The 12,280-nt window shown below is 69.5% G+C and carries 9 protein-coding genes and 1 tRNA gene; 5 read left to right on the forward strand and 5 right to left on the reverse strand.

Annotation, left to right across the window (positions count from 1 at the left end):
- Window positions 1–371: hypothetical protein (locus CR470_RS18510; protein ID WP_107489479.1), on the reverse strand; the 371-nt coding region annotated here is incomplete at its 3' end.
- A gap of 131 nt (window positions 372–502) precedes the next feature.
- Between CR470_RS18510 and hrpA the strand changes: the two genes are divergently transcribed.
- The 3 genes from hrpA to CR470_RS18525 all read left to right on the forward strand — a co-directional run bounded on the left by hrpA (window position 503) and on the right by CR470_RS18525 (window position 5,098).
- Entirely contained in the window at window positions 503–4,450 is a 3,948-nt protein-coding gene (gene hrpA, locus CR470_RS18515; protein WP_097868692.1) for an ATP-dependent RNA helicase HrpA, read from the forward strand.
- A gap of 127 nt (window positions 4,451–4,577) precedes the next feature.
- Window positions 4,578–4,652: transfer RNA gene (locus tag CR470_RS18520), tRNA-Asp, on the forward strand.
- 152 nt (window positions 4,653–4,804) lie between these two features.
- Window positions 4,805–5,098 carry a DUF6274 family protein gene (locus CR470_RS18525; RefSeq protein ID WP_097868693.1) on the forward strand — a complete coding sequence of 98 codons (294 nt, stop codon included), beginning with the start codon at window positions 4,805–4,807 and terminating at the stop codon, window positions 5,096–5,098.
- A 652-nt stretch (window positions 5,099–5,750) separates the two neighbouring features.
- Here CR470_RS18525 and bldC read toward each other — a convergent pair.
- Both bldC and CR470_RS18535 read right to left on the reverse strand, forming a co-directional pair.
- On the reverse strand, window positions 5,751–5,957 hold the full coding sequence (bldC, locus tag CR470_RS18530) for a developmental transcriptional regulator BldC (protein ID WP_003949541.1): 207 nt from the start codon (window positions 5,955–5,957) through the stop codon (window positions 5,751–5,753).
- A gap of 677 nt (window positions 5,958–6,634) precedes the next feature.
- Window positions 6,635–7,480 carry a hypothetical protein gene (locus CR470_RS18535; protein ID WP_097868709.1) on the reverse strand — a complete coding sequence of 282 codons (846 nt, stop codon included), beginning with the start codon at window positions 7,478–7,480 and terminating at the stop codon, window positions 6,635–6,637.
- A 174-nt stretch (window positions 7,481–7,654) separates the two neighbouring features.
- Between CR470_RS18535 and CR470_RS18540 the strand changes: the two genes are divergently transcribed.
- A complete protein-coding gene (locus CR470_RS18540; protein ID WP_097868694.1) occupies window positions 7,655–8,737 on the forward strand; it encodes a Leu/Phe/Val dehydrogenase in 1,083 nt (360 codons plus the stop codon).
- Window positions 8,738–9,028: 291 nt separating this feature from the next.
- The gene (locus CR470_RS18545) at window positions 9,029–9,286 is read left to right on the forward strand and encodes a DUF3073 domain-containing protein (RefSeq protein WP_007447468.1); all 258 of its coding nucleotides are present in this window, start codon (window positions 9,029–9,031) and stop codon (window positions 9,284–9,286) included.
- Window positions 9,287–9,415: 129 nt separating this feature from the next.
- On the opposite strand, the gene purM is transcribed toward CR470_RS18545, so the two are convergent.
- Complete coding sequence (purM, locus tag CR470_RS18550; RefSeq protein ID WP_097868695.1) at window positions 9,416–10,489, reverse strand: phosphoribosylformylglycinamidine cyclo-ligase; 1,074 nt, start codon at window positions 10,487–10,489, stop codon at window positions 9,416–9,418.
- A 60-nt stretch (window positions 10,490–10,549) separates the two neighbouring features.
- A complete protein-coding gene (purF, locus tag CR470_RS18555) occupies window positions 10,550–12,076 on the reverse strand; it encodes an amidophosphoribosyltransferase (RefSeq protein ID WP_097868696.1) in 1,527 nt (508 codons plus the stop codon).
- Between the last annotated feature and the right edge of the window lie 204 nt (window positions 12,077–12,280).

Consider the following 12,280-nt stretch of genomic DNA (forward strand, 5'->3'; position numbering starts at 1 on the left):
GCCATCAGAGATGTGTATAAGAGACAGCCCGTCGCCGCGGGCAGCCCCCACGGGGCGAGGCCGGGCGGGTGGTCGTACGCGGAGCGGGCGCGGGAGGGGACGGCGGGCTCGCCGTCGTGGTCGCGGAGCTTCCCGCAGCCGGGGACCGGGGTGCCCGCGTCGGCGTCCTCGGCCACCGAGGCCTGGGCCTGGGCCGGGGCCGGGGCCCGCGCGGCGGAAGCCGTCGGCGCGGAGGCGAAAGGCGCGGAAACCGCCGGCGCGGTGCCCCTGGAAGCGGCTGTCGGGGGCACCGCCGTCGCCACCGGTCCGCACAGCAGTCCCACGACGACCGTGAGCAGCGCCGCCAGGCTCCACCACTGCGTACGGGACACGGAACCGGGCCTTTCTCGCGCTGGGGCGGTGACAAAGCGTTCGACTGCCCGAAATGGTACGTGCCGCGTGACGCAGCCCGCGCGAAATGAGGTCGCCACTCCGTGGGCCCGGGTGAGATCCTGGGAGCCGTATGTCTACTTCCTTCGCCGATCTCCAGTCCCAGCTCGGACAGCTCTCGCTCCGTGACGCGAACCGGCTCGGCCGGCGCCTCGAAGGAGCGCGCCGCATCCGCAAGCCCGAGGCCCGCCAGTCCGTGCTGGACGAGATCGCGGCCGAGGCGGGCAAGGCGGCCGAACGGCTCGCGGTGCGCGCGTCCCGGCTGCCGGCCCTGTCGTATCCGGAAGAGCTGCCCGTCAGCCAGAAGAAGGACGAGATCCTGGAGGCGATACGCGACCACCAGGTCGTGATCGTCGCCGGGGAGACCGGGTCCGGCAAGACCACGCAGATCCCCAAGATCTGTATGGAGCTGGGACGCGGCGTCCGGGGCATGATCGGGCACACCCAGCCCCGCCGGATCGCCGCCCGTACGGTCGCGGAGCGGGTCGCGGACGAGCTGAAGACGCCGCTGGGCGAGACGGTCGGCTGGAAGGTCCGCTTCACCGACCAGGTGAACCCGGAGTCGACGTATCTGAAGCTGATGACGGACGGCATCCTGCTCGCCGAGATCCAGACGGACCGCGAGCTGCTGGCGTACGACACGATCATCATCGACGAGGCCCATGAGCGGTCCCTGAACATCGACTTCCTGCTCGGCTATCTGGCCCGGCTGCTGCCCAAGCGCCCGGATCTGAAGGTCGTCATCACCTCGGCGACCATCGACCCGGAGCGGTTCGCCCGCCACTTCGGCGAGGCGCCGATCGTGGAGGTCAGCGGGCGTACGTACCCCGTCGAGGTGCGGTATCGCCCCCTTCTCGAAGAGGAGAGCGAGGACTCCGACCGCGACCAGATCACCGCGATCTGCGACGCCGTCGACGAGCTGGGGCACGAGGCCCCGGGCGATGTCCTGGTCTTCCTCTCCGGCGAGCGCGAGATCCGGGATACGGCGGACGCGCTGAACAAACGGAACCTCCGGCATACCGAGGTGCTCCCCCTCTACGCGCGCCTCTCGCACGCCGAGCAGCACCGCGTCTTCCAGCGCCACACGGGACGCCGCATCGTCCTGGCGACGAACGTGGCCGAGACCTCGCTGACGGTCCCCGGCATCAAGTACGTGATCGACCCGGGCAACGCCCGTATCTCCCGCTACAGCCACCGCACCAAGGTCCAGCGGCTGCCGATCGAGCGGATCTCCCAGGCCAGCGCCAACCAGCGCAAGGGCCGCTGCGGCCGTACGTCGGACGGCATCTGCATCCGGCTGTACTCCGAGGACGACTTCGTCACCCGGCCGGAGTTCACCGACCCGGAGATCCTGCGGACCAACCTCGCCTCCGTCATCCTCCAGATGACCGCCGCCGGGCTCGGCGACATCGAGAAGTTCCCCTTCATCGACCCGCCGGACCACCGCAACATCCGCGACGGCGTGCAGCTCCTCCAGGAGCTGGGGGCCCTGGAGCACGGGGAGAAGTCCCCCCAGGAGGGGAAGAAGGGGCAGCGGCTCACCCCACTCGGCCGCAAGCTCTCCCAGCTGCCCGTCGACCCGCGTCTGGCCCGCATGGTCATCGAGGCCGACCGCAACGGCTGCGCCCGCGAGGTCATGGTCATCGCCGCCGCGCTCTCCATCCAGGACCCGCGCGAGCGGCCCGCGGAGAAGCAGACCCAGGCCGACCAGAACCATGCCCGGTTCAAGGACGAGACCTCCGACTTCCTGGCCTATCTGAACCTCTGGGCCTACGTCCGCGAGCAGCAGAAGGAGCGCGGCTCGTCCTCGTTCCGGCGGATGTGCAAGCAGGAGTACCTGAACTTCCTGCGTATCCGCGAATGGCAGGACATCTACGCGCAACTGCGTACGGTCGCCAAGCAGATGGGCATCACCGTCGAGGAGCCCAAGGCGGAGGCGTCCATCCCCGAGCAGGCGGTGCACACCTCGCTGCTGGCCGGGCTGCTGTCGCACATCGGGCTGAAGGACACCGAGAAGAACGAGTACGTGGGCGCGCGCAGCGCCAAGTTCGCGATCTTCCCCGGGTCGGCGCTGTTCAAGAAGCAGCCCCGGTTCGTGATGTCGGCGGAGTTGGTGGAGACCTCCCGGCTGTGGGCGCGGGTCAACGCCAAGGTCGAGCCCGAATGGATCGAACCCCTCGCCGGGCATCTGCTGAAGCGCACCTACAGCGAGCCGCACTGGGAGAAGGACCAGGCCGCGGTGATGGCGTTCGAACGGGTCACCCTTTACGGGGTACCGATCGTCGCTCAGCGCAAGGTCAATTTCGGCCGTATCGACCAGGAGGCCTCGCGGGATCTGTTCATCCGCAACGCCCTGGTCGAGGGCGACTGGCGCACCCACCACCAGTTCTTCCATGACAATCGCAAACTCCTCGGAGAGGTCGAGGAGTTGGAGCACCGCGCCCGCCGCCGCGACATCCTCGTGGACGACGAGACGCTGTTCGACTTCTACGACCGGCGGATTCCCGAGCACATCGTGTCCGGGGCGCACTTCGACTCCTGGTGGAAGAGCAAGAAGCGCGAGGAGCCGGACGCGCTCGACTTCGAGCGCTCCATGCTCATCAACGAGAAGGCCGGGGCCGTCACCAAGGACGACTACCCGGACTCCTGGCGGCAGGGGAAGCTCAAGTTCAAGGTGACGTACCAGTTCGAGCCGGGTGCGGACGCGGACGGCGTGACCGTCCACGTACCGCTCCAGGTGCTCAACCAGGTCACCTCCGAGGGCTTCGACTGGCAGATCCCGGGGCTGCGCGAGGAGGTCGTCACGGAGCTGATCCGCTCGCTGCCGAAGCCGATCCGCCGGCACTACGTCCCCGCGCCGAACTACGCCGACAAGTTCCTCGACCGGGCGGTCCCGCTCCAGGAGCCGCTGCCGTTCACGCTGGCGCGGGAGCTCCAGCGGATGGTCGGCGTGCCGGTCACGGCCGACGACTTCGACCTCTCCCGGGTCCCGGACCATCTGAAGATCACGTTCCGGATCGTCGACGAGCGGCGGCGCAAGGTCGCCGAGGACAAGGACCTGGAGGCGCTGAAGCTCCAGCTGCGGCCGAAGGCCCGGCAGGCGCTCTCCCAGGCGGCCGCGGCGACCGCGGGGCCGTCCGGCGAGTCCATCGAGCGGTCCGGCCTCACCGACTGGACGATCGGCACGCTGGACAAGGTCTTCGAGACGCGTCGTGCCGGGCAGCCGGTCAAGGCCTATCCGGCGCTCGTCGACCAGGGCGACACCGTGGCCGTACGGCTCTTCGACACCGAGGCCGAGCAGCATCAGGCCATGTGGCGCGGCACCCGGCGGCTGATCATGCTGAACATCCCGGTGAACCCGGCGAAGTTCGCCTCCGACCGGCTCTCCAACCAGCAGAAGCTGGCCCTGTCCCGTAATCCGCACGGTTCGGTCCAGGCGCTCTTCGAGGACTGCGCCACCGCCGCGGCCGACCGGCTGATCGCCGCGCACGGCGGACCGGCTTGGGACGAGAAGGCGTTCCGGACGCTCTACGACAAGGTGCGCGCCGATCTGGTGGACCTGACCGTCCGCACGATCGACCAGGTGCAGCAGATCCTGGCCGCCTGGCAGGCCTGCGAGCGCCGGCTGAAGTCGACGAACAGCCTGACGCTGGTGGCCAACGTCACGGACGTGCGCGAGCAGCTGGCCCGTCTCGTACCGCCCGGTTTCGTTACGGCCACGGGACTGCGCCGGCTGCCGGACCTGATGCGCTATCTCGTGGCGGCCGACCGGCGGCTCCAGCAGATGCCGACGGCCGTCCAGCGGGACACCACGCGGATGGCGAAGGTCCACGAGATGCAGGACGAGTACGCCTGGCTGCTCGAACAGCTTCCGCAGGGCCGGCCGGTGCCGCAGGAGGTGCTGGACGTCCGCTGGATGATCGAGGAGCTGCGGGTCAGCTATTTCGCCCACGCGCTGGGCACCGCGTTTCCCGTCTCGGACAAGCGGATCGTGAAGGCGATCGACGCCCTCGCGCCCTGACACGGAGGCTTCGGCGAGGCCCGGGAGACCGTGACGGAGTCACCACCAGGAGTGAAGTCGACCTGGGCCTCCCACCTCCTGTACAGTCTGGTTTCGCAGCAAGCCGCAAGGCAAGCGGCGAAAACCTGGTCCTGTGGAGCAGTTTGGAGTGCTCGCCACCCTGTCAAGGTGGAGGCCGCGGGTTCAAATCCCGTCAGGACCGCAGTAGAAGAAAGCCCGGATCGTTTCGATCCGGGCTTTCTCGCGTCTTGACGGCGGCATCTGCCACGGGTACCTCGTAGAGCAGGGGCCGTCCCTGTTCCCTCGGCGCTTCTCACGGCGGGGGACGGCCGGGCTCACCGGGAGGTGGCTCGTATGTCCGCGCCCACAGCACGACATGAGACCCGCGCACTGCTGCGCGCCCATCTGGCGGCCGCTTCCGCCTATCGCCACCTCACCCGGCACTGCGCGGTCTGCCATCGCCTCCTGCGCCTCGCCATGGAGCCCGGGGGCGACGGGGAGCGGGGAGCGTCCGGGGACCCCTCCGGCGCCCGGCGGGACGCCGTGCGGCCGGGCGGGGGCGGGGAAGGGAGCGGGAGCGGCGGCCGGGACGCGGAGCGGGGCCGGAGCGGGGAGCGGGCCGGGGCCGAAAGACCTGCCGCGACATGACCATCGGCCGGATGCTTCCGCGTCCGGACAGTGGCAGGCTCGGAGTTGGCAAGCATCGCGCGGTGTGACGGTAGTCACCGAAGCAGTTTTCCGACCGGGGGATTTTACACCTCCCCTACAACTGATGAATTTAATATGTGCAATTGCACGAGGGTGACGGGTACCCGAGGACCGTTCCGTCCGGGGCTGTCCCACCACGTCCCCACCATGTCCGGGACGCTCTCCCCCACTCCCGCACAGACCCGCTCACAGACCCACGAAGGCCACCCGGAGCCACCCGGAGCCCGGGCCCGCCGAACCTCCCTCGGGCCGGCCGCAGACAGGGCGCCGGGGAGCCTTCCGGAGCCCTGAAGCCAACCGACCGCCCGGTTCTGGACCCGACCGGCCCGAGAAGGCCGGGAACGGCCCGGTGAGGCCGTTCGGGGGTCCTGCCGGGGGCCGTCCGGGCACCCTCCGGGCACAAAAAAGATCGCGCTGGACCCGGCGGAGTCCAGCGCGATCGATACGACGGCACCCGTAGAACACAGGTATGACGCCCGTTGGGGCAGGCGTCCGTCGAGTGGAGCTATGGGTGGGCGGCTGGGGTTGGGGGACCTTGCAGCTGCCCGGATTGTGATGCTGTGCTGCTGTATTGCCGCGAGACAGGGGTGTGTCAGGCCTCGCTGCGCTGCTGCGGAATACCCGCAAGCAGTGCGCGGACCTCGGCCTCGCGGTACCGGCGATGTCCACCGAGCGTGCGGATGGACGTGAGCTTGCCAGCCTTGGCCCAACGGGTGACCGTCTTCGGGTCCACGCGGAACATCGTGGCAACCTCAGCCGGGGTCAGCAGCGGCTCGGCATCAGGGGTGCGAGCGGTCATGAGCGGCCTCCTCGGGAGAACCGAACCTTCTCGGTTCTTTCCTCTAAATTCTGCACCTTGACCCACGTTGCCCGGAATGGCGGACGCGGGCCGAGTCGGTTATAGGACGAACGGCTTGTCCTCGGCACTACAACTACACCATCCGCCCAGCCACGTCGGCCAAACCGATGGAATTGCCCTCCCAGGTGTTCATCAGCGACGGAAGCCGATGGACCATGCCATAGCGGACAGTCACACCCCAGTGACGATCAGTCACAGAGCGATCGGGAGTCCGTCAGACCCCCCATAGAGTGCAATGTCGAGCATCCTGCCCTTACTTGGACAGAAGGAGCCCTCCCCGGACTCCTTGTCCTATTTTGGCACGAGGAGTAGGGATAGGCGCAAGGGCCCCGTTAGTGCTGTCCATCACGCTTGAGGCAAAGGCCCGGTTCAGGACGTAGGTCCCAGACCCAGCGGAACACACTTCCGCCTCATCCATCACACGGGCCGCACAGGGCACAGGTTCACGGCCCGTCAACTGTTTGTCGAGCCCCTCTTCGTCGCCCTCCGTCGAGGCGACCCGGCCTCCTCCTCCTTCCGTACGCTCCGGCTCGCGGCCGGTCCGCCGGCCCCTCGGCCGTCCTGAATGAAGGATGCCCCGGTTCCATCACCTTGATGCCGCTGTGGGTCTTTTCACGTCAATTGGTGAACTGGAGGTCCCGGACCGCCCGCCAGCGCTCCGCGAGCCGCGCGTACGCCTCCCCCGCGCCCTCGCTGTCGCCGTCCCGCAGCGCGGCGAGCCCCTCCGCCACATCCGCCGCCGACCGGTCCCCTGCGAGCCGCTCCGCCGGCAACGCGTGCACGAGGCCCCCGTAGTCCAGCTCGACCAGGGAGCGCGGATGGAACTCCTCCAGCCAGCGCCCCACGTCCACCAGGCCCTCGGTCAGCGGGCCCTCGGAAACGTGTCCGCGCAGCGTCCGCAGCGCCCGCGCCAGCCGGCGCCGGGCCTCGACCATCGGGGTGCGGTAACGCAGTACGGGCCCCGCCCCCTCGCCGCCCGCCGCCACGTACTCCCGCTCCTCGTCGCGGAAGAGGACGAACCAGCGCACCGGGACCTGCCACACCGTGGTGCGGATCCAGGGCCTCGCGTCCGGGTGGAGCCGCTGCCAGCGCGCGTGGTCCGCCGCGGCCTGGCCGCGCACCACCGCCGGCAGCACGATGTCGAGCACGTTGGCCGGAAACATGCCCCCCAGTTCCTCCAGGGCCAGCCAGCCCCGCAGCCTGGTCCGCCACGGGCAGACGCACACCACCCCGTCCAGCTCCGTCACGAACGCGTCGCCGCTCTCGTGCACGGGCACCCCGACCGGCGGCGTCGACGCCAAGTCGGCCAGCGAACGACGCAGTTCGTCCTGGGCCGTGGGGAGCTCCTCGCGTTGCGCGTAGCGCGCCCAGTGGCTGCGCTCGGGCTCCGCGAAGGCAGCGAGCGGCTCGTAGATCCGGAGGTAGGACGTGTAAGGGACGAGCACCGAAGACACCACCGACATGGAGCGCATCGTGTCACGGCGGTACACCCCCAGGGGGTGATCCTTCGCCCGGGGGCGGATCCGAGCCGCCGGAGGACTTACGCTCTTGCCCATCGGACCGGCCGTGCCGGTCGGTCCGGGGCTCTCCCCACCCCTAGGAGGGCCTCCGCCGCTTCGTACTTGGGAGTCACCACAGTGACCGATGTGACCGACGGCGTCCTGCACACCCTGTTCCACTCGGATCAGGGAGGTCACGAGCAAGTAGTGATCTGCCAGGACCGTGCCACCGGCCTCAAGGCCGTCATCGCCCTCCACTCCACCGCCCTGGGCCCGGCCCTCGGCGGCACCCGCTTCTACCCGTACGCCTCCGAGGCGGACGCCGTCGCCGACGCGCTGAACCTGTCGCGCGGGATGTCGTACAAGAACGCCCTGGCCGGTCTCGACCACGGTGGCGGCAAGGCCGTCATCATCGGCGACCCGGAGAAGATCAAGAGCGAGGAACTCCTCCTCGCCTACGGCCGGTTCGTCGCCTCGCTCGGCGGCCGCTACGTGACCGCCTGTGACGTCGGCACCTACGTCGCCGACATGGACGTCGTCGCCCGGGAGTGCCGCTGGACCACCGGCCGCTCCCCCGAGAACGGCGGCGCGGGCGACTCCTCGGTGCTCACCGCGTTCGGCGTCTTCCAGGGCATGCGGGCCTCGGCCCAGCACCTGTGGGGCGACCCGACGCTGCGCGGCCGCAAGGTCGGCGTCGCCGGGGTCGGCAAGGTGGGCCACCACCTCGTCGAGCACCTGCTCGCCGACGGCGCCGAAGTCGTGATCACCGACGTCCGCGAGGAGTCGCTGCGCCGGATCACCGATCTGCACCCCGAGGTAACCGTGGCGGCGGACACCGACGCGCTGATCCGCACCGAGGGCCTGGACGTCTACGCCCCGTGCGCGCTCGGCGGCGCGCTGAACGACGACACCGTCTCCGTGCTCACCGCGAAGGTGGTGTGCGGCGCGGCCAACAACCAGTTGGCGCACCCGGGCGTGGAGAAGGACCTGGCCGACCGGTCGGTTCTCTACGCGCCCGACTACGTGGTCAACGCCGGTGGCGTGATCCAGGTGGCCGACGAGCTGCACGGGTTCGACTTCGACCGGTGCAAGGCGAAGGCGGCGAAGATCTTCGACACCACGCTGGAAATATTCGCACGTGCGAAGGCGGATGGGATTCCGCCGGCCGCGGCGGCCGATCGGCTCGCCGAACAGCGGATGGCGGAGGCGCACGCCCGCTGAACCGGGCGGCCCTCAGCCGCCCCCACGGCCCGCCGACCGGCGAGACAAGACTCACGCCGGTCGGCGGGTCGTACCTCCACAAGAGGTTAAAATCGCAGTTGACCAGGGAGGACGGGGCTCCTCACTGGCCCTGTGCCGGGACCGGAATGCGGGCGGCGTACCGTATGGCCACGGAAGCAGGTACCGTTAAAGCTCTACAGGCACGGTCTCTCTGCCGAGAGTCCGTCCTGAAACATGAACGCGTGTCAAGACTCTGGGGCCGTCGAGCCCCGTCACCGAGGGGGTCGAGCCATGGGGCGCGGCCGGGCAAAGGCCAAGCAGACCAAGGTCGCCCGCCAGCTGAAGTACAGCAGCGGCGGGACTGACCTGTCGCGTCTGGCCAATGAGCTGGGCGCATCGCCTTCGAGTCAGCCACCGAACGCAGAGCCGTTCGAGGACGACGACGAGGAAGATGACCCGTACGCACAGTACGCGGATCGCTACAACCAGGACGATGACGAGGATCAGGACGATCAGTCCGGTCCGTCGTCACAGCGCCGCGGCGCTTGACCTCGCGCTGACACATCAACCCGGTCCGGGGCCTGCCCCGGGCCGGGTTCTGTGTGTCCCGATCCGGTCTTCCCGGGGTGCCGTGGTGTGCCGGGCGGGGCTGCCCGGCACACCGCGGCGTGACGCTGTCTATCGGGCGTAGTCGCCGGTCAGCTCGGCGCCCGTGGCGCGGTCACCACGGTCGGTGACCTCTCCGGCGACCCAGGAGTCGACCCCGCGGTCGGCCAGCGTCGTCAGTGCGGCGTCCACCGAGTCGGCCGGGACGATCGCGATCATGCCCACGCCCATGTTGAGCGTCTTCTCCAGCTCCAGCCGCTCGACCTGACCGGCCTTGCCGACCAGGTCGAAGACCGCGCCGGGCGTCCACGTGGAGCGGTCCACGGTGGCGTGCAGGCCGTCCGGGATCACCCGGGCCAGGTTGTTCGCCAGGCCGCCGCCGGTGACGTGGCTGAAGCCGTGCACCTCGGTCGTACGGGTGAGGGCCAGGCAGTCCAGGGAGTAGATCCGGGTGGGCTCCAGGAGCTCCTCGCCGAGCGTGCGGCCGAACTCCTCGACCTCGCGGTCCAGGGACCAGCCGGCCCGGTCGAAGACCACGTGGCGGACGAGCGAGTACCCGTTCGAGTGAAGACCGGAGGACGCCATGGCGATGACCGCGTCACCCTTGCGGATACGGTCCGGGCCGAGCAGGCGGTCGGCCTCGACCACGCCCGTACCGGCGCCGGCGACGTCGAAGTCGTCCGGGCCGAGGAGACCCGGGTGCTCGGCCGTCTCGCCGCCGACCAGGGAGCAGCCCGCCAGGACACAGCCTTCGGCGATGCCCTTCACGATGGCCGCGACACGCTCGGGATGCACCTTGCCGACACAGATGTAGTCGGTCATGAACAGCGGCTCGGCGCCGCAGACGACGAGGTCGTCCACGACCATGCCGACGAGGTCGTGGCCGATGGTGTCGTACACGCCCATCTTCCGCGCCAGGTCCACCTTGGTGCCGACGCCGTCCGTGGCGGAGGCGAGGAGCGGGCGCTCGTAGCGCTTCAGCGCCGAGGCGTCGAAGAGCCCGGCGAAGCCGCCGAGGCCGCCGAGGCCCGCGACCTCGGGGCGCTGGGTCTTCCTCACCCATTCCTTCATCAGCTCGACGGCACGGTCACCGGCTTCGATGTCGACGCCGGCCGCCGCGTAGGAAGCACCTGTTGTCTCAGACATGGCCTGGGATCTTTCGTGTGGAGATACGGGGCTGGTGGGGGATGCGGCGGCGCGTCCGGGTCACGGACGGCGCAGCGCGTCGGCCGCGGCGGTCGCCGCCGGGCCCGCCGCCAGCTCGGTCTCCAGCAGCTGCTTGCCGAGCAGCTCCGGGTCCGGGAGCTCCATCGGGTATTCGCCGTCGAAGCAGGCGCGGCAGAGGTTCGGCTTGTCGATCGTCGTCGCCTCGATCATCGCGTCGATCGAGATGTACGAGAGGGAGTCGGCGCCCATCGAGGTGCGGATCTCGTCGACGGTCATGCCGTTGGCGATCAGTTCGGCGCGGGTCGCGAAGTCGATCCCGAAGAAGCAGGGCCACTTCACCGGCGGCGAGGAGATCCGGATGTGGATCTCGGCGGCACCGGCCTCGCGGAGCATCCGGACCAGGGCGCGCTGGGTGTTGCCGCGGACGATCGAGTCGTCGACGACCACCAGGCGCTTGCCCTTGATGACTTCCTTGAGCGGGTTGAGCTTGAGCCGGATGCCCAGCTGCCGGATGGTCTGGGACGGCTGGATGAAGGTCCGGCCGACGTAGGCGTTCTTGACCAGTCCGACGCCGAACGGGATTCCGCTGGCTTCGGCGTAGCCGACGGCCGCGGGGGTGCCGGATTCCGGGGTCGCTATGACGAGATCCGCGTCGGCGGGGGCCTCGGCGGCCAGTCGGCGGCCCATCTCCACCCGGGAGAGATAGACGTTGCGCCCGGCGATGTCGGTGTCGGGACGGGCCAGGTAGACGTACTCGAAGACACAGCCCTTGGGCTTCGCTTCTGCGAATCGAGTGGTGCGCAGGCCGTTCTCGTCGATGGCGACGAGCTCGCCCGGCTCGATCTCGCGTACGTAGCTGGCACCGCAGATGTCGAGCGCGGCGGACTCGGAGGCGACCACCCAGCCGCGCTCCAGCCGGCCGAGCACCAGCGGGCGGATGCCCTGCGGGTCGCGGGCGGCGTAGAGCGTGTGCTCGTCCATGAAGACGAGGGAGAACGCGCCCTTGACGTCGGGGAGCACCTTGGCGGCGGCTTCCTCGATGGTGAGCGGCTTGTCGTTCTCGTCGCGCTGCCCGGCGAGCAGCGCGGTCACCAGGTCGGTGTCGTTGGTCGCGGCGACCTGGGTGGCGCGGCCGTCCTTGCGCGGGAGGTCGGCGACCATCTCCGCGAGCTGGGCGGTGTTGACCAGGTTCCCGTTGTGACCGAGGGCGATCGAGCCGTGCGCGGTGGCACGGAACGTCGGCTGCGCGTTCTCCCACACCGAGGCACCGGTGGTGGAGTAGCGGGCATGACCGACCGCGATATGGCCCTGGAGAGAACCCAGAGACGTTTCGTCGAAGACCTGCGAGACCAGTCCCATGTCCTTGAAGACCAGGATCTGGGACCCGTTGCTCACTGCGATGCCCGCGGATTCCTGTCCGCGGTGCTGCAGGGCATACAGTCCGAAATAGGTGAGCTTGGCGACCTCTTCACCCGGAGCCCAGACACCGAAGACGCCACAAGCGTCCTGGGGGCCTTTCTCTCCGGGGAGCAGGTCGTGGTTGAGTCGTCCATCACCACGGGGCACAGCACCGAGTGTAGGCGAGATCGACCACTGGTCCGAATTGGGGACCGGCGGGCAAACCGACGGCGGTCCCTGGGGAACGGGCCCGCCCGCCGCCCGGGGAGGGCGATTCGCGGGACTTCGACCGGTGACGCTGCGTGACGATCATGCGGGCGGGGCGGGCTCCACGAGGCGAACGCGGCGCTCACTTCCGGGCCCGGAGCCCGG

Origin of the sequence: Streptomyces sp. rh34, from assembly GCF_002551245.1 — a bacterium.
Classification (GTDB): Bacteria; Actinomycetota; Actinomycetes; order Streptomycetales; family Streptomycetaceae; genus Streptomyces.

Excerpts from the sequence above, each read along its gene's own strand:
- hrpA (WP_097868692.1), top strand. The coding sequence starts at position 503 with ATGTCTACTTCCTTCGCCGATCTCCAGTCCCAGCTCGGACAGCTCTCG.
- CR470_RS18525 (WP_097868693.1), top strand. The coding sequence starts at position 4,805 with ATGTCCGCGCCCACAGCACGACATGAGACCCGCGCACTGCTGCGCGCC.
- bldC (WP_003949541.1), bottom strand. The coding sequence starts at position 5,957 with ATGACCGCTCGCACCCCTGATGCCGAGCCGCTGCTGACCCCGGCTGAG.
- CR470_RS18535 (WP_097868709.1), bottom strand. The coding sequence starts at position 7,480 with ATGTCGGTGGTGTCTTCGGTGCTCGTCCCTTACACGTCCTACCTCCGG.
- CR470_RS18545 (WP_007447468.1), top strand. The coding sequence starts at position 9,029 with ATGGGGCGCGGCCGGGCAAAGGCCAAGCAGACCAAGGTCGCCCGCCAG.
- purM (WP_097868695.1), bottom strand. The coding sequence starts at position 10,489 with ATGTCTGAGACAACAGGTGCTTCCTACGCGGCGGCCGGCGTCGACATC.